This window comes from Sinomicrobium endophyticum (assembly GCF_052983315.1).
Genome location: NZ_JBRKIS010000066.1, coordinates 1 through 24,868, shown reverse-complemented (window position 1 = coordinate 24,868; position 24,868 = coordinate 1). Strand labels below are relative to the sequence as shown.

General features: G+C 45.7%; 15 protein-coding genes. All 15 read left to right on the top strand.

Features of this window, described 5'->3' with window-relative positions; genetic code table 11:
• The first annotated feature begins 9 nt into the window (after window positions 1–9).
• Window positions 10–1,593, top strand: a complete 1,584-nt coding sequence (locus tag ACVBDU_RS22585; RefSeq protein ID WP_447181935.1) for a RagB/SusD family nutrient uptake outer membrane protein — start codon at window positions 10–12, stop codon at window positions 1,591–1,593.
• 18 nt (window positions 1,594–1,611) lie between these two features.
• The gene (locus ACVBDU_RS22580) at window positions 1,612–2,826 is read left to right on the top strand and encodes a glycan-binding surface protein (protein ID WP_447181934.1); all 1,215 of its coding nucleotides are present in this window, start codon (window positions 1,612–1,614) and stop codon (window positions 2,824–2,826) included.
• A gap of 412 nt (window positions 2,827–3,238) precedes the next feature.
• Complete coding sequence (locus tag ACVBDU_RS22575) at window positions 3,239–5,989, top strand: T9SS type A sorting domain-containing protein (RefSeq protein ID WP_447181933.1); 2,751 nt, start codon at window positions 3,239–3,241, stop codon at window positions 5,987–5,989.
• Between the two features lie 370 nt (window positions 5,990–6,359).
• Window positions 6,360–8,321: a sialate O-acetylesterase gene (locus tag ACVBDU_RS22570; protein WP_447181932.1), complete on the top strand. Its 1,962-nt coding sequence runs from the start codon at window positions 6,360–6,362 to the stop codon at window positions 8,319–8,321.
• A 36-nt stretch (window positions 8,322–8,357) separates the two neighbouring features.
• Window positions 8,358–9,836, top strand: a complete 1,479-nt coding sequence (locus ACVBDU_RS22565; protein WP_447181931.1) for a cellulase family glycosylhydrolase — start codon at window positions 8,358–8,360, stop codon at window positions 9,834–9,836.
• Window positions 9,837–9,871: 35 nt separating this feature from the next.
• The gene (locus tag ACVBDU_RS22560) at window positions 9,872–11,458 is read left to right on the top strand and encodes a glycoside hydrolase family 43 protein (RefSeq protein ID WP_447181930.1); all 1,587 of its coding nucleotides are present in this window, start codon (window positions 9,872–9,874) and stop codon (window positions 11,456–11,458) included.
• 120 nt (window positions 11,459–11,578) lie between these two features.
• Complete coding sequence (locus ACVBDU_RS22555; RefSeq protein ID WP_447181929.1) at window positions 11,579–13,564, top strand: retaining alpha-galactosidase; 1,986 nt, start codon at window positions 11,579–11,581, stop codon at window positions 13,562–13,564.
• A gap of 501 nt (window positions 13,565–14,065) precedes the next feature.
• The gene (locus ACVBDU_RS22550; RefSeq protein ID WP_447181928.1) at window positions 14,066–14,875 is read left to right on the top strand and encodes a PhzF family protein; all 810 of its coding nucleotides are present in this window, start codon (window positions 14,066–14,068) and stop codon (window positions 14,873–14,875) included.
• A gap of 486 nt (window positions 14,876–15,361) precedes the next feature.
• Window positions 15,362–15,532: a beta-xylosidase family glycoside hydrolase gene (locus ACVBDU_RS22545; protein WP_447181927.1), complete on the top strand. Its 171-nt coding sequence runs from the start codon at window positions 15,362–15,364 to the stop codon at window positions 15,530–15,532.
• Between the two features lie 5 nt (window positions 15,533–15,537).
• A complete protein-coding gene (locus tag ACVBDU_RS22540; protein WP_447181926.1) occupies window positions 15,538–17,172 on the top strand; it encodes an alpha-L-fucosidase in 1,635 nt (544 codons plus the stop codon).
• 11 nt (window positions 17,173–17,183) lie between these two features.
• Window positions 17,184–19,610 carry a glycoside hydrolase family 2 TIM barrel-domain containing protein gene (locus ACVBDU_RS22535; RefSeq protein WP_447181925.1) on the top strand — a complete coding sequence of 809 codons (2,427 nt, stop codon included), beginning with the start codon at window positions 17,184–17,186 and terminating at the stop codon, window positions 19,608–19,610.
• 23 nt (window positions 19,611–19,633) lie between these two features.
• A complete protein-coding gene (locus ACVBDU_RS22530) occupies window positions 19,634–20,074 on the top strand; it encodes a nuclear transport factor 2 family protein (RefSeq protein ID WP_447181924.1) in 441 nt (146 codons plus the stop codon).
• 25 nt (window positions 20,075–20,099) lie between these two features.
• A complete protein-coding gene (locus ACVBDU_RS22525) occupies window positions 20,100–21,899 on the top strand; it encodes a glycoside hydrolase family 2 protein (protein WP_447181923.1) in 1,800 nt (599 codons plus the stop codon).
• Window positions 21,900–21,952: 53 nt separating this feature from the next.
• Window positions 21,953–24,148 (top strand): glycoside hydrolase family 3 C-terminal domain-containing protein, encoded by a 2,196-nt coding sequence (locus ACVBDU_RS22520; protein WP_447181922.1) that lies wholly within the window; start codon window positions 21,953–21,955, stop codon window positions 24,146–24,148.
• Between the two features lie 519 nt (window positions 24,149–24,667).
• Window positions 24,668–24,838, top strand: coding sequence for a hypothetical protein (locus ACVBDU_RS22515; RefSeq protein WP_447181903.1), 171 nt, complete (start codon window positions 24,668–24,670; stop codon window positions 24,836–24,838).
• Window positions 24,839–24,868 lie beyond the last annotated feature (30 nt).

Genomic DNA, 24,868 nt, shown 5'->3' with positions numbered 1-24,868 from the left:
CTGAAAACCATGAAATTCAAATATATCATAATGTATTCCCTCATCGCGGCTACAGGGCTTTTGGTGTCCTGTGGTGAGGATTTTCTTGAGCGCGCTCCATTATCGGAGATCAGTACCGAAAACTTTTACCAGACCCCCGAAGACCTGAGACTGGCAACTGCGGCTTTATACGGAGGTGCTCCCTGGGCTGACTGGAATTATAATTGTTATTTGCCTGTTGGCGATGTGCTTAGTGGCAATATGGCCGTAGGTTACTGGGGTGATGCGGTTCAGCTGAATACATTTTCCGTAACCGGGTTGAATGAGATTATGATATCCAACTGGAAATCCATGTACAAGGTTATTGCCCATTGCAATACCACCATTAATGCCATACAGGAAAAAGCGCCGTCTTCCATTCCTGAAGAGGACAAGAACGCTGCCATTGCCGAAGCGAGGTTTATACGCGGGTTTGCTTATTATAACCTGGCTTTGTTATGGGGGCCGGTCCCCATTATAGAGGACAACACCAGCCTTATCAGCGCTCCCCTGGTTTACAGAAATGAAGTTAACGACGTATACCAGTTTGCGGTGAATGACCTCACTTTTGCGGAGAGTCACCTCCCCGATTCTGATACGAAAGGGAGGCTAACCACCTGGTCTGCACAGGGTATGTTAGCTAAAGTCTATTTGACATGGGCAGGGCTGAATTCGGAAGGCTCCGGGCAGCGCGACCAGGCATTACTGGACAAGGCCAGATCTTATGCCGGCAATGTCTGTAAAAACAGCGGGCTGATGCTACTGGACAATTATGCAAACCTCTTCAAAACTGAGTACAATGACAACCAGGAATCATTATTTGCCTTGCAATGGGCGCCGGGCCTCGGCTGGCTGGAGGGCAACATGCTACAGGTATATTCTCCCGGAGGTATTGAAATATCGGCCAATGGACAGGCGGGCTGGTTTAATATTGAGCCTACTATTGACATGTATGCTTTGTACACCGAACAGGATTCCATAAGACGCAAGGCCACTTTTATGCTGAGAGACGATTATTACCCGGAGTTAAATGCTGCGGGAGGCGGTTTTACATTTGATAGCCATACCGGTTTAAAGAAACATATTATCGGCACCAATGTGGACAATAACGCGCCGACCATGACCATGACCTCTTCTACGGAGCACAATGCATTACTAAGACTTGCCGATGTTTATTTAGTGTATGCCGAAGCTATCCTCGGGAATAACGCCACCACATCAGATGCCGATGCACTGTTTTACTTCAACGAAGTACGTGCAAGGGCAGGACTCGATCCCGTTGGCTCGATTGATGCAGACATGTTACTGAATGAAAGGAGAATTGAACTGGCAGCCGAAGGCCACTTCTGGAACGACCTCGTAAGGCTTTCCTATTACGATCCCCAAAAGGCCATCGGTATTCTTAATAACGAGCAACGTGTGCCTTTTGACTATGAAGACGGGGCGGCAACCCCCCGGGACCCGTACGGGGAAATAACCCCGGCTACGTTGAATACATTTACGTTCCCGCTGCCCTCATCCGAGGTAACAGCCAATCCTAAGCTGTTGGAACCTGCGGTACCTTATTCATTCTAACATAATCAAGAACATATCATGGAAAAAACTAAATATAAATTTAATCACTTTCTACTTCCCTGTCTGGCGGCAATTTTTATCCTGATGCTTGCCTGTGAGAAGGAAGATACCGCGCCGGCACCGCTCATTACGAGTATTAGAAATTATGAAGCGGCTCCCAACGACACATTAATCACTGAAATGGTTGCCGGTCAGTGGGTGGTAATACATGGAAAAAACCTAAGCCTGGTTGGCCAAGTGACTTTTGGTGGTATCCAGGCAAGCATCAACCAAACTCTTTTAACTGATGGAAATATAGTGGTTCAGATACCTTCTGTTCCGTTCCAGTCGGTGCCCTTGGAAGAACTGAATAAAGTAACCGTTGTAAGCGCGGGAGGATCTTATACGTATTCGATTGACTTTGCCATTGACCCACCCATGATCACACGAGTATCAAACGAACTCCCGAATGAGGGAGACCCGGTGTTCACTTATGGAAGCAATTTCTTTTACGTTGAAGAGGTGACTTTTGCCGGTGCGACGATTTCGGAATACGAATTATCGGATGATGGTACATCAATTGGGTTTAAGGCCCCGGCACTCAATCAAAGTGGGCCGGTAACGGTAAAAACAGGTTCAGGAGCCTATACTACTTCTTTCAATGTCAATGATACCACAGGTATGCTTTGTAACTTCGATGATGTAAATACATTCGACTGGGGAGCGAGTATAAGCAATAACAGCGCCACCTTTCCGGGCAACAGGGGCAACTATGCAATTTTAAGCAATAATGGTCTAAGCGCGGATAATTCCAGTTGGTGGGAAGAAGGAAGGAGTATTAATACCAATGGAGTCCAGTGGGTTCCGGAGGATGAGTTGGACGATCCTATTGACGATTATGCTTTTAAATTTGAGATCAATATACCCGGACAATGGAACGGAACGTCTCTATTCATTTTAAAAGATTTTAATTGGGCCTACGTGGCGCGCTATGAACCCTGGAAACTCGGGGATAATCAGGCCGCTCCCTTCACCACAAACGGCAATTGGGTCACGGTAACTATTCCTTTTTCACAATTCCGTAATAAACCCGATGGAGGAAAAGATGGAACAGGCGAATCAGCGGGAAGTTTAAAAGCCTTGTTGGGAGACTCTGGTCATGGAGGTATCAATATCTTCACGATCAATGATTCCGATCAGCCTGCAGCCGCTATGAATTTTGCAATTGATAATATCAGAGTAGTGAGAAGGTAATAGGTAAAAGAAGTTGTCTGAAAAGTAGCTTTACGTCACCCTGTCCCGACAGCATCAAGGACTTTTTCAGACAACTTCTTCCCAAAATGTTTTTCGCAACCAAAACCACCAAAAATTTACACCATTTAGAGTCTGTCTAAATTTTGTTTTTAGAATATTTTATAGTGCATTCCTGCACGCCGGCAGGCGGGTTTTTGTCAGGCGAAGGTATTTTGAAGCATATAGCCTAAGCTACGTGACGAAAAATAGCTGAAGCCTGCCTTTGCCGGCAGGCAGGTATGGCAGGACCGAACGTTAAGAAAACAGCTGATAGCTGTTTTTAGTGAAGGGGCCAGCTGGCGTGTGGGCAGCATAAAAGAACCAAAGGATAAAACTTAGACCGACTCTTAATTAACCCCTTAAAACTTAAATTATGAAAAAAATCAATCATGACTATGGAAAAAATAGTTTCTGGCCTAAAACACCTGCCTTTCTCTGTTTATTTGTAGCAATTCTTATGTTTCAGGGGCATAAAGTGAAGGCCCAGACCGCAGCAGACTACAACTGGAAGAATGTAGCTATTGGCGGTGGCGGATTTGTATCTGCCATTATAACAAGCAAGACTCAGCAAAACCTGGTTTATGCCCGGACCGATGTAGGAGGCGCCTACAGATGGAATGCTTCGACGGACAGCTGGATACCTCTGACGGACTGGGTATCGGAAGACCAGGTAGGATTTCTGGGGGTCGAATCACTGGCAACAGATCCGAATAATCCCGGCAGATTGTATATGCTTGCAGGCATCAGTTATTTTAATAATGGCAAAACTGCAATCCTTCGCTCCAGTGATTATGGCAACACGTTTACCGTAACAGATGTCACGGATCAATTTAAGGCCCACGGTAACGGTATGGGGCGACAAACCGGTGAGAAACTTGTAGTTGATCCCAACAACAGCAATATTCTATACTGCGGTACGCGATGGAATGGATTGTTCAGGAGTACGGATGCCGGTGCAACATGGAGCAGGCTCAATGCGCTCAACGTCACCACGACTCCCAATGAAAACGGGATAAGCTTTGTGATTCTGGATGGCAGCAGCGTTTCGGGGGGAGTTACGCAACGGATCATTGTCGGAGTTTCGCGCAGCGGCAGTACAAACCTGTACCGAAGTGATAATGGCGGCCAGTCTTTTTCAGCAGTTTCAGGCGCTATTACCTCCTATATGCCACAACGGGCGGCTTTGGCGGGTAACGGAGACCTGTATATCGCCTATGGCAACGGTGCGGGTCCCCACGGGCACTGGTCAGAACCGGAGCCCATGGATGAAGGACAGATCCGGAAGTATAACATATCATCAGGTGCATGGACCAACATTACACCTTCGGGTTTCAACAGGGCATTCGGAGGAATAAGCGTTGATCCGAATAATCCCGGCAGGATTGTGGCATCTACCATCAATACCTATATGGATCAGAATGGCGCCTGGGGTGACCGGATATTCCTCAGCACAAACGGCGGATCGAGCTGGGTTGATGTAGTAAACCGGGGGTTCACCATGGATCCGGATGGCGTAACCTGGATTAACGGCCACTCTATCCATTGGGCAGGTTCCCTAGAATTCGACCCATTCAATACACAAAAAGTCTGGGTCACTTCGGGTAATGGTATTTTCGTAAATGACAACATTAATACCAGCAGTACCTGGCGGTTTAATGTCCGGGGGATCGAAGAAACCGTGCCCCTTGGATTGGAAAGTATTCCCGATGGTCCTGTAATTTCGGTTATCGGGGACTATGACGGATTCAGGCACACCGACATGGATCAATACGCATCCATCCATAATCCGCAAATGGGGACCACCACCGGGTTGGCCGTAGCGGCTCAGAATACAGGCAAAATGGTTCGGGTGGGCAATTCCATGTATTATTCCACTGATATGGGATTGACCTGGACCCAAAGCAATATAAACGGAACGCAGGGAAAGGTGGCATTATCAGCCAATGGCAATATCGTTTTGCATTCGCCCAGGGAGTCTTCTGTAACTTACCGTTCAACTAATAACGGGTCTTCCTGGTCTACGGTAAGCGGTTTAGGTTTTAATGAAGCGCGGCCGGTTGGCGACCCGGTCAATTCCAATAAATTTTATGCATACAACCCTGGAAACGGAGCGGTAATGGTGAGCATCGACGGCGGATCTTCATTTTCCCAGGCAGGTTCAGTCACGGGCTGGGGCTCAAAAGTCATCCGGCTGGCACCCGGAAGGGAAGGGCACATTTGGATAGCGTTAAATAATAGTGGCCTGGTACGTTCAACCGATTCCGGCCAATCATTTTCAACCATAAGCGGTATCAGTAATTGCGGAGCCGTTGGTTTCGGTGTGGCTGCCCCCGGAGCAAATTACCCTACCATTTATATTTGGGGTACCATCAACAATGTTAAAGGTGTTTATCGCTCCACAGACCAGGGAACATCCTGGACCAGGATCAATACGGACGCGCAACAATACGGAGGTCCGGGAAACGGGCAATTCGTGCAGGGAGATATGAATGTCTTCGGAAGAGTATATATGAGTACGGCCGGTCGTGGTATAGCATATGGAGACCCTGCCACCTGTACGCCTACGACCATTACGCCGTATGTACAGATCGATAACGGAACCTGGCAGCAAACGGCCAGTGCAGGCCTGGACGCGGGCGGGACGGTGAAATTCGGGCCCCAGCCTATTGAGGGAGGATCATGGAGCTGGAGCGGACCGAACGGTTTTAGTGCTTCCACCCGGGAGGTAACCATTTCCAATATCCAGGCCAACCAGGCAGGGAGTTATGAAGCTACCTATACGAACAGCGGGGGATGCCAAAGCAGGCAGACTTTTGATATCACAATAACAAGCGGAGTCCAGGGGGAGAAAACTATCGCCCTTCGGGTAAATGACAATACCGAAACTAACGAAGTTATTATTTATCCGAATCCTACCCGGGCAGGGAAATTTTCGATAACATTACCGGCCCCTTTACAAAAAGCGATCATCAGTATTTATGATAACCGGGGCAGATGGTTGTACCAGGAAGTTACAGAAGGGGATGAAATACTGGAATTCGATCAGTCATTGAAAAGAGGAATTTACCTGATCCATATACGATCCGGCCAGTATAAAATAACGAAGAAGTTAATTGTTAATTAATAGGGAAACGTGAACGGTGGTATGTTGGGTTTTAGGCGTACCACCACTCACTATTATAAACCAGGCAGGATAAAACATAAAACCCCTTATCAGACACATAGCATCCCCTGTCCGGATAAGGTTATAAATACTTTAGCCAAACTGAACGGCAGATGTAAAGCCACAGTTAAATTAAACCACTCTGGACTGCAAGTCCAGAGGTTTAGAAAGGCAATCCTGCCCGTCCGGCAGGCGGGGAAATTGCCATAGTTATTAGGTCATTAAGTTGTTTAGCCAACACACCATAAACCAGCAACTTAACAACTCAATAACGACAACAAATTGCAGGGTTTAAACCTAAAATTAAGACCAGTAAATTAACCTGAAAACAATGTTGAATACGAAAACAAGAATAGCGGGAAGACTTTGCATACTATTCCTCTTTTGCCAGGGGCTATGTTATGCCCAAATCACTTTGCCCAAAGTATTTGGGGACGATATGGTTTTACAAAGAGGCATAAAAATTCCTGTCTGGGGGAATTCAGCCCCCGGAACACACATTACGGCAGAACTGGGAGATGTACGTACCACCGCAAAAGCCGATAAGGACGGAAAGTGGATGGTCCGGTTTCCAAAGTTTGAAGCAGGAGGTCCCTATACGCTCAAAATTTATGAAAAGGGAAGTAAGACTGAGGGCTTAGAGCTAAGCGGTATCCTCATCGGGGATGTATGGGTGGCTTCCGGGCAGTCCAATATGGAATGGCAGGTGCAGCAGTCCGCAGATGCAGAAAATGAAATTGCAAATGCCGATTTTTCCGATATACGTTTCCTTTCGGTAGCGCATAATAAGAAATTAACCCCGCAAACGGATATTTCTTCCGGAAAATGGCAGGTATGCGACAGCGTCAACGTAAAGGAGTTTTCGGCTGTAGCCTATTTTTTTGCGAGAAAGATTCATAGGGACCATAATGTTCCTGTAGGCATTATCCAGAGTACCTGGGGAGGGACGCCCGTAGAATCCTGGACAAGCCGGGAAATGTTACTTTCTTCCCCCATTTCCAGGCAGGCCGTGCTAGCCAACGATACGCTCGACGAAAACCGTGATTTTGTACAGGACAGTCTCAACGTAATACGCTTCTGGGAAATCGTACTCAACCCCCAGGACAGGGCAGACAAGATAGTTACTTCCACAGAATACGATGACTCCGGCTGGAGCGAAATAGAAATGCCCGGGTTGATCAAAGATTTCGGGATCGGACCTTACGAAGGACTGTTGTGGTTACGCAAAAAGGTGTTATTGCCGGAAAGTTTTGAAGGCAAAGATCTGGTAGTAAATATAGGAAACCCGGAGTTTAACTATTCTTTGTACTTCAATGGCGAGGAAATCTGTAAGGCAGTATGGAACTCAAATCCTACCCATCATTATACCATTCCGGCCCACCTCGTAAAAAAAGGGGAAAACGTAGTTTCTATCCGTCTGGCCATGATCTGGAACGGAGGCGGCATCTATCCCCCGGCCGACAACCTCTACATCACGGACGGTTCTTCAAAAATATCTTTAGCCGGAAAGTGGTTGTATCAAAAAGATATTGAACCTGCTCTTCCCAGGATCATGGATTATCATTACAGGCCCGCAGTATTGTTCAATGCCATGATTAACCCGGTCATCCCTTATGGGATCAAAGGATTCCTGTGGTACCAGGGAGAATCAAATGCCCCGCAAGCCTATCACTACAGGAAGCTTTTCCCCATGCTCATTACGGATTGGAGACAACGTTGGAACCAGGGCAATCCCCCCTTTTTGTACGTACAACTGGCAAATTTCAAAAAAAGAAAAGATACCCCTTCGGAGAGCGATTGGGCAGAGTTAAGGGAAGCACAGACACTTACTTTGTCACAGCCCAACACGGGAATGGCCTGTATCATCGATATAGGCGAAGCGGATAATATCCACCCCCCAAACAAGCAGGAAGTAGGCCGGCGACTGGCCCTGATCGCCAATAAAATGGTATATGAACAAAACGACGGTATTGCATCCGGTCCCGTGTACAAAAGCGCTAAAACAGAAGGAAACCGGATCCGGCTCGGTTTTGCCCATACCGGAACGGGACTTTCGGTCAATGACGGAAGTGAATTGACAGGCTTTGCTGTTGCCGGAGATGACCGGAAATTTCATTGGGCAAAGGCCGTAATTGAAGGAAATGAAGTGGTGGTTTATTCCGATGAAGTTGCCAGGCCGCAAGCAGTACGCTATGCCTGGGCCGATAACCCGGAATGCAACCTGGTAAACTCCGAAGGATTGCCTGCGGTCCCTTTCAGAACGGATGACTGGAAAGGGATAACTCAGAAATAGCCCCATGATAAACATCAATAATTAAAACCAACTAAAATGAAGAAAACAAATTTGGCCTGGATACTGGCAGTACTTTTTGCAATAATATCGCTTATCGCTTGCAGTAAAGAAGAAGGAGGAGATCCCGTGCTTGACGTTTCTGTCAATAAAGCCGATTTTGAAGCGGAAGGAGGAAATGTGGAAATAACCATAACAAGTAACAGTGAATGGAGTATCAGCAACCCGACAACTTCATGGTTACAGTCCAGTCAGACAACAGGTAACAGCGGAAGCACAGCTGTTCAGTTAACCACAGAGGCTAATGGCACCGGTTCAACCCGGACCTCCGTATTGGAGGTTACCGCATCAAACGGCCAGGTCCGCAGGGTTAATGCTTCACAGGGTTCGATGATTTACCCGTCTTACAATACTTCTCCACTGCCGCCCGATGCCACAGGAATGAGCAGCAATGCAGTGGAGCTGGCGGCTAAAATGAAACTGGGCTGGAATATCGGCAATACCATGGAGGCTACAGGGCCCGAAAATGCCTGGGGTACAGGTATCTCATATGAAAATTACTGGGGAAATCCGGATATCACAAAAGAATATGTGGACGCCCTCAAAGATCTAGGTTTCAACGCCATACGCATCCCCTGTTCCTGGGATCAGTATTCGGATCCGGAAACAGCAAAAATAGAAGACTGGTGGATGGCCCGTGTCAAAGAAGTAGTAGATTATTGTATAGACAACGGCCTGTATGTCCTGCTCAACATCCACTGGGACGGTGGTTGGCTGGAAAAGAACTGTACGCCGGATAAAAAGGATGAGGTAAATGCCAAACAAAAAGCCTTTTGGGAACAAATTGCTACGGCAATGAGGGATTACGATGAACACCTGATGTTTGCCAGTGCCAACGAGCCCGAAGTCCATAATGCCATAGAGATGGCGGTACTTCACTCCTATCACCAAACTTTTATCAATACTGTTCGTGCCACAGGTGGTAAGAACAGTTATAGGGTGCTTGTGGTCCAAGGTCCCGGTACGAATATAGAAAGGAGTGCTGAGCTAATGGATATGCCCACAGATGAGGTAGAGGGACGTTTAATGGCCGAGGTGCATTATTACACGCCTTCTCAATTCTGCTTCTTGGCAGAAGACGTAAGTTGGGGCAATATGTTCTATTACTGGGGTGAAGGGTATCATTCAACCATTGAACCCGACCGTAATTCCACTCATGGTGAAGAAGATTCAGTAGACGCATCTATGGCCTTGGCAAAAACAAAATTCGTTGACAATGGAATCCCGGTAATCCTCGGTGAGTACGGAGCGTACAGGCGTGATAATAATGAACATGTCCCTCAGGATTTGGAAACCCACAACAACTCCGTGGATCATTGGATCGATTATGTAACAAGGAAGGCCTTGGCCAATGGTTTGATTCCCTTCTGGTGGGATGTGGGTGAAGCGGTGGATAGAGACAACGGTTCCGTAAAAGACCAACGTACCATCGATAAACTTTTTCAGGCAATAGAATAATAAAAACCTGTCCGTATTTCAATTAAAAATAACTCATGATAAGTAAAAAAATCACGTGGCTTGCCTGTTTACTGTTTTTACAGGCAGGCCTGCTCATAGGTCAAACTACCTATAAAAATCCGGTAATCCCCGGATTTCATCCCGATCCGAGTATCTGTAAAGCCGGCGATAGTTTTTATCTGGTAACCAGTACTTTCGAGTATTTTCCGGGAGTCCCGGTTTTTCACAGCAAAGACCTTGTCAATTGGGAAAAAATAGGACACTGCTTAACCCGGCCTTCACAAGTAAATTTGGAGAAATGTGGCGTTTCGGGAGGTATTTTTGCGCCCACCATCCGTTATCATGACGGGATTTTTTACATGATCACTACAAATGTAACCGGCGGAGGTAATTTCATTGTGCACACAACAGATCCGGCCGGCGAATGGTCAGACCCCGTCTGGTTGAAGCAGGGGGGGATTGATCCTTCGCTCTATTTCGAGGGTGATAAGTGTTACCTCACAACCAATCCGGCCAACTGTATCTACTTGTGCGAAATTAACCCATTGACGGGGGAACAACTTTCAGAGAGCAAAGCCATTTGGAATGGGACAGGAGGGCGCTACCCGGAAGCCCCGCACATTTACAAAAAGGACGGGTGGTATTATTTGTTGATTTCGGAAGGAGGCACAGAGTATGCGCACAAAGTGACCATTGCACGTAGCAAGCATATCGACGGACCCTATGATTCGAATCCCGCCAATCCCATTTTAACGCACATGAACGCGAATGCCCAATCACATCCCATCCAGGGCACAGGACATGCTGATCTGGTTCAGGCCAACGACGATTCCTGGTGGATGGTGTTCCTCGCTTTTCGGCCACAGTCCGGGTTGCACCACATACTGGGCAGGGAAACCTTTCTGGCTCCCGTGAGATGGGACAAAAATGCGTGGCCGGTTGTTAATGGCGATGGTACGGTCGATCTAAACATGGATGTTCCTACTTTACCGTTGCAGCCGTTTCCCCGGGTATCGTACAGCTCCGATTTCAACGAAGATAAACTGGGGCCTGAATGGAGTTATTTGAGAAACCCCAAAAGCGAAAATTATTCGTTAAGCGCGAGAAAAGGCCACTTGCGTTTAAAGGCAACGCCAGTATCGCTCGACGATCTTGATTCGCCCACTTTTGTCGGACGCAGGCAGGAGCATATCAACTTTACTGCCACTGTTGCCATAGAACTTTTTGATGCCCGAAAAGGAGACGAATCAGGGATCACCGTGTTTATGAATAACACATCGCACTATGACCTGTTTGTAACTCAGGATGAGTCGGGGAAACGCGTTTTGAGCCTGCGTTACCGCCTGGGGACATTGTCCCATACTGCTTATGAGATTTCCGTGCCTGAAGGAAATGTACACCTACAAGTCAGCGGCGATAAAGACTATTATTCATTTGCCTATTCGACTAACGGCAAGGATTTCGAGACTTTGGATAAAGTGGATGTACGCTATATCAGTTCCGAAACGGCAGGTGGATTTACAGGAATATACCTTGGCCTGTTTGCAAGTTCGGGCGAAGAATCTTCCAAAGCCTATGCCGATTTTGACAAATTTGTCTATATGCCAGGAGTTACGGACTGAGTAAAAGCGATGTTTTCAATGTTCAATTTCAATAAGCGTATTATCGACTGAAATTATCGTGTTACCCGCTCAAATCAGAATAGAGTCATTTTTTGTCATGTATTAAAATCAATATATCAAATGAATAGAATTCTCTTATATGTAGTCTCTATCGTGTTTTTATCAACCGGTGTTGGTATTGCGCAGGTCATCCATGTAAAGTCGCCCGACGGGAAGATTGACATGGCTTTGGAAAGCGGAGAGAAAATTTCGTGGTCTGTCAAACATGAAAATACGGAAGTTATTGCTCCTTCCACGATTTCATTGACACTTGGCAGCGGAGAGGTTTTAGGAAATAATGCAAAAATTATCAGTGCTAAAACTTCAAAAGTCAGCAACACTTTTGCCACACCTGTTTATAAAAAGGAAAAGGTGATTGACGAATATAATCAGGTCGTAGTAAAGTTTAAAGGGGGGTTCGGTTTGATTTTAAGGGCCTATAATGATGGGGTGGCCTACCGCTTTTTTACCAGCAAGAAGAGACAGATCATTATTGAATCTGAAGAAGCCAATTTTAACTTTAGCAAGGATTATAAAGCCTTTGTTCCCTACGTGCGCGATCTGAGGGAAAATGATATGTATACATCTGCTTTCGAAGCGATGTATACTGAAATTCCCCTTTCCAAATTTGTAAAAGATTCACTGGCTATTTCCCCGCTCCTTGTTGATCTGGGAAATGGGAAAAAAGCGGTTATCATAGAGGCTGACCTTGAGGATTATCCCGGTATGTTCTTAACAAGCAATAATCAAACACAGCAAGGTTTGAAGGGGGCGTTTGCCCATTATCCGAAGGAAGAACGCCTGGGAGGTTTTAACAATATGAACTACATGGTAGTGAAGCGTGAACCTTATATTGCCAAAACAAGCGGAAACCGCAATTTCCCATGGAGAGCAATAATAATAAGTGAAAGCGATAAAGACCTGTTGAATAATGATATGGTGCAAAAGCTTTCTACCCCTTCACAAATTGCTGATGTAAGCTGGATAAAACCGGGTAAAGTAGCATGGGATTGGTGGAATGACTGGAGTATATCGAAGGTCGATTTTAAAGCAGGAATCAATACGGAAACCTATAAGTATTATATTGATTTTGCCGCCGAAAACCATATTGAGTATGTGGTGCTGGACGAAGGCTGGAGTGAAGAAAACGATATGCTGGAAATTTCACCAGGTATGGACATCGAAGAAATCATCAACTATGCAAATCAGAAAAATGTTGGAATTCTCTTATGGGCCACCTGGTATGCCATAAATCAGGATCTGGCTAATACCTTTTCTCACTATTCAAAATTAGGGGTTAAGGGCTTTAAGATTGATTTTTTAGATCGTGATGATCAGAAAATGGTAAAATCCGTTTATGACATTTCCAAAAAGGCGGCCTCTTATAAACTCCTGATCGATTTCCACGGCATTTATAAACCTACAGGTATTCAGCGAACCTACCCTAATGTGGTCAATTTTGAAGGGGTCAAAGGTTTGGAGAATGTGAAATGGACGCCGAATGATGATATGCCGTATTATGCAACCTGTATTCCCTTCATCAGAATGTTGGCGGGGCCTATGGATTATACTCCGGGAGCAATGCGCAATGCCACAAGATCAGATTTTCGTCCAAGCAATTCCATGCCGATGAGCCAGGGAACCAGGTGTCACCAATTAGGGATGTATATCACTTATGAAGCCCCGTTGCAAATGATGGCAGATAGTCCTACGGCATATATGAAAGAACAAGAGAGCACTACCTTTATTTCCAGGATCCCTACCACTTTTGACGAAACAATTGCCCTGGATGGAAAAGTTGGCGAATATGTTGCTTTGGCCAGGCGAAAGGATGAAAGGTGGTTTGTAGGCGGTTTAACCAATTGGTCGACAAGAGAAATGACGATAGACCTGTCTTTCCTGGGAGAGGGAACCTATTCCGCAGAGATTTTTAAAGATGGGGTTAACGCAGATAAAGATCCCACAGACTATAAACGCGAGATAATTAAGGTAGTAAGTACCGATAAACCAGTAATAAATATGGCTAATGGTGGTGGTTTTGCAATCATAATCAAACCGGAAAAGTAAGGCGTGTTTGCACAGCTGACCTACCTTGCCAATGCTCAGTCCCCGGTATATTACATGATGGGAAAAGGAAGTGTAAAGTTTAAGGATTTCATGTATAAACCATTAAAGTCAACTACCGCGAGGCATGAGGCGGAAACCATAGATTACTTTTCGACGCAAGCCTGCCTGACGGTAGGCAGGCGTCGGAGCATTTATATCTCACTTAGTGAGTAAATAATTATGAGAATTATAATACACGCTGTTTGCATGCTTCTCTGCCATTCACTGGTAGCCCGGGAAAATATGTGTATAACGAAGGCAGCGACCAATATAACTGGCCGGTAATATATCTTGTTTTGAAATCAAAACAATTACAAAACGCAAATAGTCATAATGACAAAATAAAATTAAAAGCTAACTTTGAGACATGCGGTGCTTGCTGATAAGTATAACAACCGCTGAACAATCAATAAAAAATAAAGAGTGGAAGTCGAAGTAATTGTTGAAATTGAAGATTAAGAAATGGGTATAAAAATATATATAATTGATGGTTTTACAACAGGGCTTTTCAAGGGAAATCAAGCTGCTGTTTGCCTGCCTGAAACTGAACTTGATGAAAATACAATGCTCAATATAGCAAAGGAATTTGGGTTTTCGGAAACCGCTTTTGTTATAAAGCAAAATACAGATTCCTTTTCCATTCGCTACTTTTCACCTGCACAAGAAATTCCATTGTGCGGACATGCCACATTAGCTTCATCCAAAGCCTTATTTACGGAGAATGAAAATCTGTCCAAGATCACCTTTTATACCCGTTTGGGCGATGTCTTGGAAATCTTCAGGAAAGAGGAATTAATAGAAATGTATTTTCCACTGCATAACACCGAAAAATCAACAGTAGATGAGGAAATTAAAAAAGCATTGGGTATAAGCAAAATTCTAAATTGCGAGTATAATAAATTTCACAATATGCTTTTAATGGAAATACAAAGCAGCGTAGCACTTCAAAATCTTAAACCCGATTTTTCTGTACTAAGGAATATCAAAACATCCATTAGTGGCGTGCTGGTAACTGCTAAATCAGTGCATAAAAATTATGACTACGAATACCGGTATTTCTTTCCCTGGTCAGGTATTGACGAAGATCCGGTAACAGGTGGGGTCCAAAGTTTTTTAGGCAAGTATTGGGCAAACAAATTGGGTAAAAAAATAATGAGAGCTTACCAAAGTTCAGCTCGTACAGGGAGTATGGAAGTCGAATTGATGAATGATTCTGTAGTGATCAGGAGCAGTGCTGTAGTATTTTCGTCTGGAATATTGCACTTGCCTTAGTTGGCTTCCACAGGATAAATATAAACGAAACAGACAGCTGCTATTGTATACATGTAATGCTGTTTTCGCGGATGAAGTCAAATTTTTTTGCTTAAAAGGAACCTTACGGTAATCGGACGGTTCTCACAAAGAATGTAAAATACACCCATTAATACTATAATAAATAAAACAAAAAAAATTGATCTTAATTTGTGTTCAAACAGGGGCTTTGGCGAATGCCCGGTACCAGACCACAGCTGATAATAATGGAACCGGCGACTATCCCGACCCGAACATATTGCGCGATGGTGACGATTGCTCTCCCTTGCTATATACACCCACAAACCATTCCTATATGGCAGAAGTGGAGATGATCATAGAAGGAGAAGCAAAAGGGGGCTTGGTCATTTTTTATAATGACAGGGCGTATTCCGGTATCCTGGCAAATATTAAAGGCTGGCAAGTCGTGTATTTCTTCGTCTTAAGAATGCCAGCAATACGGTCGATATGTATTATAGTACGGACGGTAACAATTGGATCAAAATCCGGAACTCTTTGGAAATCTCTGGCTTCCATCACAATGCCTTTGGCGGATTTTTAGGAGTTCGTATCGGGCTTTGCGCAATGGGAGAGGGTAGTGTAAAGTTTAAGAATTTCAGTTATAAACCATTAAAGTAAATAAAATGAAAATTATAATACATACAGTTTGTTTTCTGCTCTGTCATTCACTGATAGCGCAGGAAAATTATCCTTCCCCCGTGAAGGAAGATAACGAGCCTGTGACCCCCGGAAAATTTGAGCCCACCTGGCAGTCGCTTGAGCAATACGAAACGCCCGAATGGTTTCGCAATGCCAAATTCGGGATATGGGCACACTGGGGGCCACAGTGCCAACCCGAACAAGGCGATTGGTATGGCAGATCTATGTATGACGAAGGGAGTGATCAATATAACTGGCATGTGGAAAATTATGGGCATCCTTCCCAGGCAGGTTTCAAGGAAGTCATTCACGACTGGAAAGCGGAAAACTGGGACCCGGAAAAACTGGTAGCCCTTTATAAAAAAACCGGCGCCCAGTATTTCTTTGCGATGGCCAACCACCATGATAATATGGATTTATGGGACAGCGAGTACCAGGAGTGGAATTCCATCAGGGTCGGACCAAAGAAGGATATCATAACCGGTTGGGCTGAAGCGGCCAAAAAACAAAACCTCCCTTTTGGGATAAGTGTGCACGCCTCGCATGCCTGGACGTGGTTTGAAACCGCTCAGCGATCGGACAAAAAAGGGGAATTTGCCGGGATACCTTACGATGGAAAACAGACTAAAGCCGACGGTAAAGGGACCTGGTGGGAAGGGCTTGATCCACAGCATCTTTATGCACAAAATCATCCTTTTAGCAAGGGAAGTAAAGACAGCATAACTGCTTTGTGGGGGCAATGGAACTGGGAAAACGGCGCGAGTATCCCGGACCAGGCGTATTGCGAAAATTTTTATAACCGTACCATGGACCTTATCAATAAATATGATCCCGATCTGCTGTATTTTGACGATACCGGTCTTCCGCTGTACCCCGTAAGCGATGCGGGACTGAAAATAGCCGCCCATTATTACAACCGCAACATAGCCAAACACAATGGCAAACTCGAAGCCGTCCTGTTTGGTAAAATACTGACTGAAGACCAGAAAAAATGTATGGTATGGGATGTAGAACGAGGGGCGCCCGACAATATGCAATCTTTACCCTGGCAAACCTGTACCTGTATCGGCGACTGGCATTACAACAGGGCGGTGTATGACGAGGACCGCTATAAATCGGCAGCAAACGTTATCCGTACCTTGATAGATATTGTCAGCAAAAACGGTAACCTGCTGCTAAGCGTACCTGTTCGCGGTGATGGTACCATCGATGAGAAAGAAGTGAAAATACTGGAAGACATTGCCGCATGGATGGATGTGAACCGGGAAAGCATTTTTGATACACGTCCGTGGAGAGTGTTTGGCGAAGGACCCGTGGCTGAAGGAATAAACCCTATGGATGGACCTGGTTTCAACGAAGGCAAAGTCAAATTATCAGAAAAAGATATCCGGTTTAACCAAAAAGGAGATGTCCTGTATGCCACAGTGCTCGGAGCCCCTTCCGGAAACATCAGCATAAAATCATTGGGGGAAAATGCGAAGTCCATGAAAATCAAAAAGATTGAAATGCTGGGAAGTGATGAAAAACTTTCGTGGAAGCAATATCCGGAAGCATTGGTGATCAGGAAACCAAAAACGGCCCCAAATGATATTGCGGTGGTGTTTAAAATAATGAAATAACCTATAATGTAATGAGAAGAATTCAATTAATTCCATCGTTGCTACTCCTTTTCGTGGCGCTTGCATCATGTAACGAAGAACAGCGCGAAAATAATACCAAGATACCTTTCGATTTCGATTGGAGATTTGCCCCGGACAATCACCCGGGAGCGGAGCAGCCTGGTTTTGACGATTCAGCCTGGCGTGTACTGGATGTGCCGCACGATTTCAGCATTGAACATCCTTTTGATTCAACTTATACTACCGGACCAGGTGGTGGCTATACGTACAGCGGTATCGGCTGGTACAGGAAAACGTTCAGGACAGAACCGGATTTTTCAGACAAGAAGGTTTCGGTATTGTTCGATGGCGTGTATCGCAACAGCGAAGTCTGGATCAACGGACAGTACCTGGGCATCCGCCCTTATGGATATTCTTCATTTTATTATGACCTGACACCGCATCTGAATCCCGCGGGTGAGAAAAATGTACTTGCTGTGAAGGTGAATACCAGTGAACAGCCCAACTCGAGATGGTACACCGGTTCGGGCATCTACCGGCATGTCTGGTTGCTTACCAAAAATAAGCTGCACATCGATCAATGGGGAGTCTTTGCCCGCACGGCTGATGCGGATGAAAAAGAGGCAAGTGTAGATGTTTCCATCGAATTGACCAATGAGAACGATGCTGATCAACCTTGTACGGTAATTACCAGGATCATAGATACTACAGGCAAAGAAGCCGGAAAGGCCGGATCGGAAATCGCAGTCAAAGCCGGCCAACCGCTGAAAATCGATCAACGCGTCCGTATCGCTCAACCTTTGTTATGGTCCATTGAACAGCCCAATTTATATCGTTTGCAGGTGGAAGTCAGGTCCGGGAACACCTTGCTGGATAGTTACACCACTCCTTTTGGAGTCAGGACATTCAATTTTAATCCCGACAAAGGCTTCTCCCTTAACGGAAAACACGTAAAACTAAAAGGGGTAAATAACCATCACGATGGCGGGCCATTGGGAGCGGCTGTTTCGGATTACACCCATAAACGGCAGTTGGAAATCTTAAAAGAAATGGGCTGTAATGCCCTTAGGATGAGCCATAATCCTCCCTCACCTGAATTGCTTGCCTATGCCGACAGTTTGGGTTTTGTAGTCATCAATGAACTATTCGACGAATGGATGGATGGGAAGACCCCTGCAGGCTATGCACCGCATTTTGAGGAATGGTATGAAAAGGACGTAGAAAACTGGATCAGGCGCGACCGTAACCATCCTTCTGTCATTGCCTGGAGTATCGGCAACGAGCTCAGGGAACAATACAACAAGGAAAATGCCCTGAAAACCGTCGAAATGCTAACCGAAACTTCGCGTAAGCACGATACCACACGACCTTTGACCCTGGCCTGCAATGAGATCCTTAACTTCAATTCTTTTGGTGTACCGGAATTGCTCGACATTGTAGGATATAACTACCAGGAAGCCTACTACAAGGCAGACCATGAAAAATACCCCGACCGGGTAATCTATGGTTCCGAAACAGTGATCTACCCCTACCACCCCGGTGATTGCTGGCAGCTGCGATCCTATGAGCAATGGCTGGATGGGCAGTTGGAAGATTACGTAGCCGGCGAATTCCTTTGGACAGGTTTCGACTACATAGGCGAAGCGGGTATAGGCGATGTAGGTACCGGGTGTGAATTCTGGAAAACATGGCCTGAATGGCCCTGGAGGGGAGCCAATTGCGGTGTGATCGATATGTGTGGCTTCTCCAAACCCGCCTATTGGTTCAGGAAAGCCCTGTGGAATGACGAACCTATGGTGTATATCTCGGTACAAACCGATGAATCGGCAAGGGACAGGGAACACTGTTCTTTCTGGAGCTGGCCGAAAGTGGAGACCCACTGGAATCACTATAAAAAGGGTGATACGCTGGCCGTTCATGTATATACCAATGTACCTGATGTGGAACTGAAACTGAACGGAAAATCTTTGGGAAGCCGGAAATGGGACCTTAAGAAGGAAGCCTTCCTGTTTTGGGAAGTGCCCTATGAACCGGGTAAGCTGGAAGCCATCGGAAAAACGGAAGAAGGAAAAACCGTTTCCTTTGCCGTTCAGACCGCGGGAGAACCGGCCAGAATAGTGCTTTCCCCGGACCGGAAAACAATAAAGGCAGATAGACAGGATTTAAGCTACGTAACCGTGCAGGTACTGGATGCCAATGATGTGCCGGTTCCTTTTGCCAGTAACATGATTGAGTTTGAAGTGGAAGGTGCGGGCAAACTCACTGCAGTGGGTAACGGGGATCAGCAGAGCCATACCCCGTTAAAAGGAGACAAGATGGAAGCTTACTTGGGGAAATGCCTGGCCATCATACAGTCAACAGACCAAAAGGGTGAAATAACCATCACCGCAAGGAGCGGAACGCTTCCGGTAGCATCGGCTACCCTAAAAGCGGAATAGACACTAACTTAAAAAGCAATACCATGAAAACACATCATTTCCTGCTGATCGGTTTTATTTTCGTTACCACAATTTCCTTTGGACAGTCCGAAGACGAAACAGAAATCAGGCGATTGGAAAAACACTGGACAGAACTGCTTGACCTGGGGGATACCACTTCCCTATCACAAATATGGTCTGAAAACTATGTGGTAAATAACCCCAATGGAAAAATCGTGACCCCAAAAGATATTGTGGCACTGATGAAAAGCGGACATAAATTCCCTGCTGTTGAGCGAATCATTGAGCAAATAACTTTCAATCAGAACATTGCCATAGTAATGGGCAAGGAGTTACAACAGCCGGCAAGCCTGGTCGCCGTTCGGGATAAATGGATACCGAGAAGATTCACCAATGTATGGATAAAGTCTGAAAACGGATGGCAGCTGGCCGCACGGCAGTCTTCAAGACAAATTATGGAATAATTGTCAAAATTGAAATAAAAAAGAAATGAATACATACGAAAAGACGGCTATCAGGAAATGGATATTGATAATTCTATTTACTATTATCTCCGCTGAATTGGTAAGTGCGCAGACCGCAATGGTCAACGTCCAGTCCAGGAACCGGACAAGCCTGAACGGCGAATGGAAAGCCATTATTGACCCGGCCGGAAGCGGCGAATACCTCCAGGTATGGCTGGAGAAAAAACCGCAGAAAAAGACCGATTTTTTTGAATATTCGTTTGAAGGCGCCCCGGTATTGAAAGTGCCGGGAGACTTCAACTCCCAGCTGTGTGAACTCACCTATTACGAAGGAACGGTCTGGTACAAAAAGCAGTTCACCCCTTCCCTTCGGGCAGGGAAAAGGCTGTTTATTCATTTCGGGGCGGTTAATTATCTGGCGGATGTGTACCTCAACGGGGAGAAAATAGGGAGTCACGAAGGCGGTTTTACCCCTTTCCAGTTTGAGATTACCGACAAAGCGAGGGAGGGGGAAAATTCCCTGGTCGTTAAAGTAGACAACCGGCGTTTAGTGAACGGGTTGCCAAGTACAGGATACGACTGGTTCAATTACGGGGGTATCACCCGGGATGTCGACCTGGTGGAAACCGATGGCACCTATGTTGAAGATTATTTCATTCAGTTAAAAAAAGGCAGCCTGGACACCGTTCAGGGGTGGGTTCGGCTAAATGGGCCGGAAGCTGCACAAAAGATTAACATACGGATTCCCGAACTCAACATTGTCTTCGATACAAAAACCGACGGCAAAGGCGTTGCCCATATTGAATTTTCTTCGGATTTTGACCTTTGGTCGCCCGAAAACCCCAAACGTTACAAAGTGATCGTTGAAAGCGAAACGGATACGGTTACAGACCATATCGGGTTCAGGAGTATCGAAGTACAGGGGGACAAAATTCTGCTCAACGGGCAGCCTGTATTCCTGAAAGCGGTGAATATCCATGAAGAAAACCCGTACGAGGGGAACCGGGCGTATTCCACGGAGGATGCCAGACAGCTACTTACCCCTGCAAAAGAACTGGGTTGTAATCTTGTACGGCTGGTCCATTATCCGCACAGTGAGAACATGGTGAAAGAAGCCGAAAAAATGGGCCTGATGGTGTGGAACGAACTCCCGGTATATCAGAACATCCGGTTTTCCGATAGCCTGGTGCCGCAAAAAATGGAAAACATGCTCAACGAAATGGTTCGCCGGGACCGAAACCGCTGTGGGGTCGTGATCTGGGCCCTGTCCAACGAAACCTATCCCGGCACCTCCGGCCGGAATAATGCCCTGGCAGAGCTTACCCGGAAATGCAGGGCAGCCGATCCCACCCGGCTGGTTACACATGTGACAAACACCCAAAATTATGAAAACAACACCTTTGAGGTAAAGGATTCGCTTTACCTGCATTCTGATATTGTTTCGATCAATCAATATATCGGCTGGTATATCCCCTGGCAAGGCCGGCCGGCAGACACCCGGTGGAATATTGCATTCCCTGATAAACCCGTATTCATCTCCGAATTTGGGGGAGAAGCCCTGTACGGGAGCAATAATGGCCCCGCGGATGAAGCCGCTTACTGGACAGAAGGGTACCAGGAAAAAATTTATACCGACCAGGTGGAAATGTTCGGTACGATACCCAACCTGGCCGGTGTATGCCCCTGGCTGCTGTTTGATTACAGGTCACTCGGACGGATGCACCCTGTCTATCAACAAGGCTACAACAGGAAAGGGTTATTATCCGAAAAAGGTGACAAGAAAAAAGCCTGGTATATCATGAAGAAATATTTCAAAAATAAATAACATATACGCTTTTAGCATTCAAACCGAATGACGACTTTAAATAAAAAACAGATATGAAATCAGGAATATTTTATATTATGGTATTATTGTCCATGCAAGTTATTGCACAGCATGAAATACCTGTTTACCTCGATGTTACAAAACCCGTTGAAGAGCGTGTTGAAAGTGCACTTTCGCTGATGACCACCGAAGAGAAAGTAGCGCTATGCCATGCCCAATCCAAATTCAGTTCAAAAGGAGTGGCCAGGCTCGGAATACCGGAGGTCTGGTCTTCTGATGGTCCGCACGGCATACGGGAGGAGGTTTTTTGGGATGAATGGGGCGGCGCACAATGGACCAACGATTCCTGTACCGCATTCCCTGCGCTTACCTGCCTTGCAGCTACATTTAACACAGACCTGTCCCAATTGTACGGGGTATCCATCGGGGAAGAAGCCCGATACCGTAATAAGACCATATTGTTAGGGCCAGGGGTAAATATATACCGGACGCCATTGAATGGAAGGAATTTTGAGTATATGGGAGAAGACCCTTATTTGGCTTCCCGTATGGTAGTACCATACATTCAAGGTGTACAATCCACAGGAGTGGCAGCTTGTGTGAAACATTTTGCCCTGAACAACCAGGAGGTATGGCGAGGGCATATCAATGTCCATGTAAGTGACCGGGCCCTTTATGAGATTTATTTACCTGCTTTTAAGGCTGCTGTTCAGGAAGGCCACGCCTGGTCTGTCATGGGAGCCTATAATCAGTTCAGGGGAGAACATTGCTGTCACAACGATTTGCTTTTGAACAAGATCCTTAAACAAGATTGGGGATTTGACGGATTGGTGATCAGTGACTGGGGAGGAGTCCACAATACCGATCAGGCTGTTAATAATGGGCTTGATATAGAAATGGGGACTTATACCGATGGATTGACAACAAGTGGCCACTTCCCCTATTCGTCCTATTATCTTGCCAACCCTTTCCTGAAAGGGATTAAGGAAGGCAGATATGATACGGATGTACTGGATGATAAGGCACGCCGCATTCTACGTGTGATCTTCAGGACTACAATGAGGGCAGATCGTCCATTTGGAAAGTTTGTTTCACCTGAACACAGTGAAGCGGCAAGAAAAATTGCACAAGAAGGTATAGTTTTGTTGAAGAACAAGGGGCAATTCTTTCCTATACCTGTAGATAAATACAAAAAAATAGCTGTGATCGGGGAAAATGCCTCCCGGAGCCTGGTCATAGGAGGCGGATCGTCTTCATTAAAAGTAGCTTATGAAGTTTCCCCTTTACAAGGGCTTAAAGACAAATACGGAGATGAGCATATAATCTACAGCCCTGGATATGCATCCGGACCTTCACTTTACGGGCGCGAAGAGCCATCAGGTTTGGATGCGGATTCATTGAGAATGGCTGCAGTAGAAGTTGCTAAAAGCGCGGATATTGTACTGTTTATAGGAGGCCTTAATAAAAATCACTATCAGGACTGTGAAGGAGGGGACAGAAAATCTCTGGATCTTCCATTTGAACAGGATAAACTGATTCAGGATGTATTGAAGGTCAACAAAAATACAGCCGTAATATTGCTCAGCGGAAATGCTGTAAGCATGCCCTGGGCAGACAATGTTCCCGCGATAATGCAGGGCTGGTATTTGGGCTCGGAAGCCGGAAACGCGCTAACGGATATTGTTTCCGGTGATGTAAACCCTTCGGGAAAGCTGCCTTTTTCTTTTCCTAAAAAACTGGAAGATAATGGAGCGCATTTTTATGGGGAACTTTCATATCCCGGTGACAGTATCGATCAATTTTATAAGGAAGATATTCTCGTAGGATACCGCTGGTTTGATACCAAAAAGATTAAACCGCTCTTTCCTTTCGGTTACGGATTGAGCTATACCTCCTTCGACTATGCCGATCTTTCTATGGATAAAATTCGATTTAGTGATAAAGAAACCGTAAAAGTATCGTTTACCCTGACTAATTCGGGAAAATCCGACGGAGCCGAAGTACCGCAATTATATGTAGGCAAATCAAAATCGCAGGTGTCACGGGCTGCAAAAGAACTGAAAGCTTTTAAAAAGGTCTACCTCAAAGCCGGTGAAAGTAAAAAGGTGGAACTGGAAGTGCCAATCGGCAACCTGGCATACTATGATGAAAATATAAGCGATTGGGTTGTAGAACCCGGTACTTATGCACTTATGTTGGGCAGCTCATCCGGTGATATAAAAGCTAAGGTGAATTTAAAAGTTGAGTGAGATTTTCGTTATCATGGTTAATGCTTAAAGATATAAGGTAGTCCATAATCTAATAACACCTGAGTTCGACATAAGAGTGATCCTAATCGTCAGGCCGATTTCTACGACGCGGAGTAGTGTATCGAAGCCCTTCTCCGTCCAAATAGTCAGACGAAATGAGATGCAAAGAACGCTATAAACTGGAAATAAAGACAAGGCCTCCGAGAGACCGGGACAATCGGGATTAAAGGGAGGGAAAAACGGCCATTAAAGCAATCCCTTTGACACCGGAAGTAGTTGGTTTAGCGGCTAACCCATTCCCTTTAGCCGCTAAACAGGTTGCTTTTGATGTCATACCCAACTGCTTTGACGGTAAACCGGACTACGTTGACCGCTAACCGGGTTACTTCTGATGTCCTACCCAACTACTTCAGCGGCAAACCGGGTTACGTTGACCGCTAACGGGTTTGCTTATGATGTCATACCCAACTACTTCAGCGGCGAACCGGGTTACGTCAACCGCTAACCGGGTTGCTTCTGATGTCATACCCAACTACTTTGACGGTAAACCGGGTTACGTTAACCGCTAACCGGGTTGCTTCTGATGTCATAACCAACTGCTTTGACGGTAAACCGGGTTACGTCAACCGCTCAAGGGAATGGGTTTACGGTGCCATGAATCCCTTTAACGGTAAAAGGGAAAGGGAATGAATGCGTAAGCAATTGGGTTAGCGGTTAACC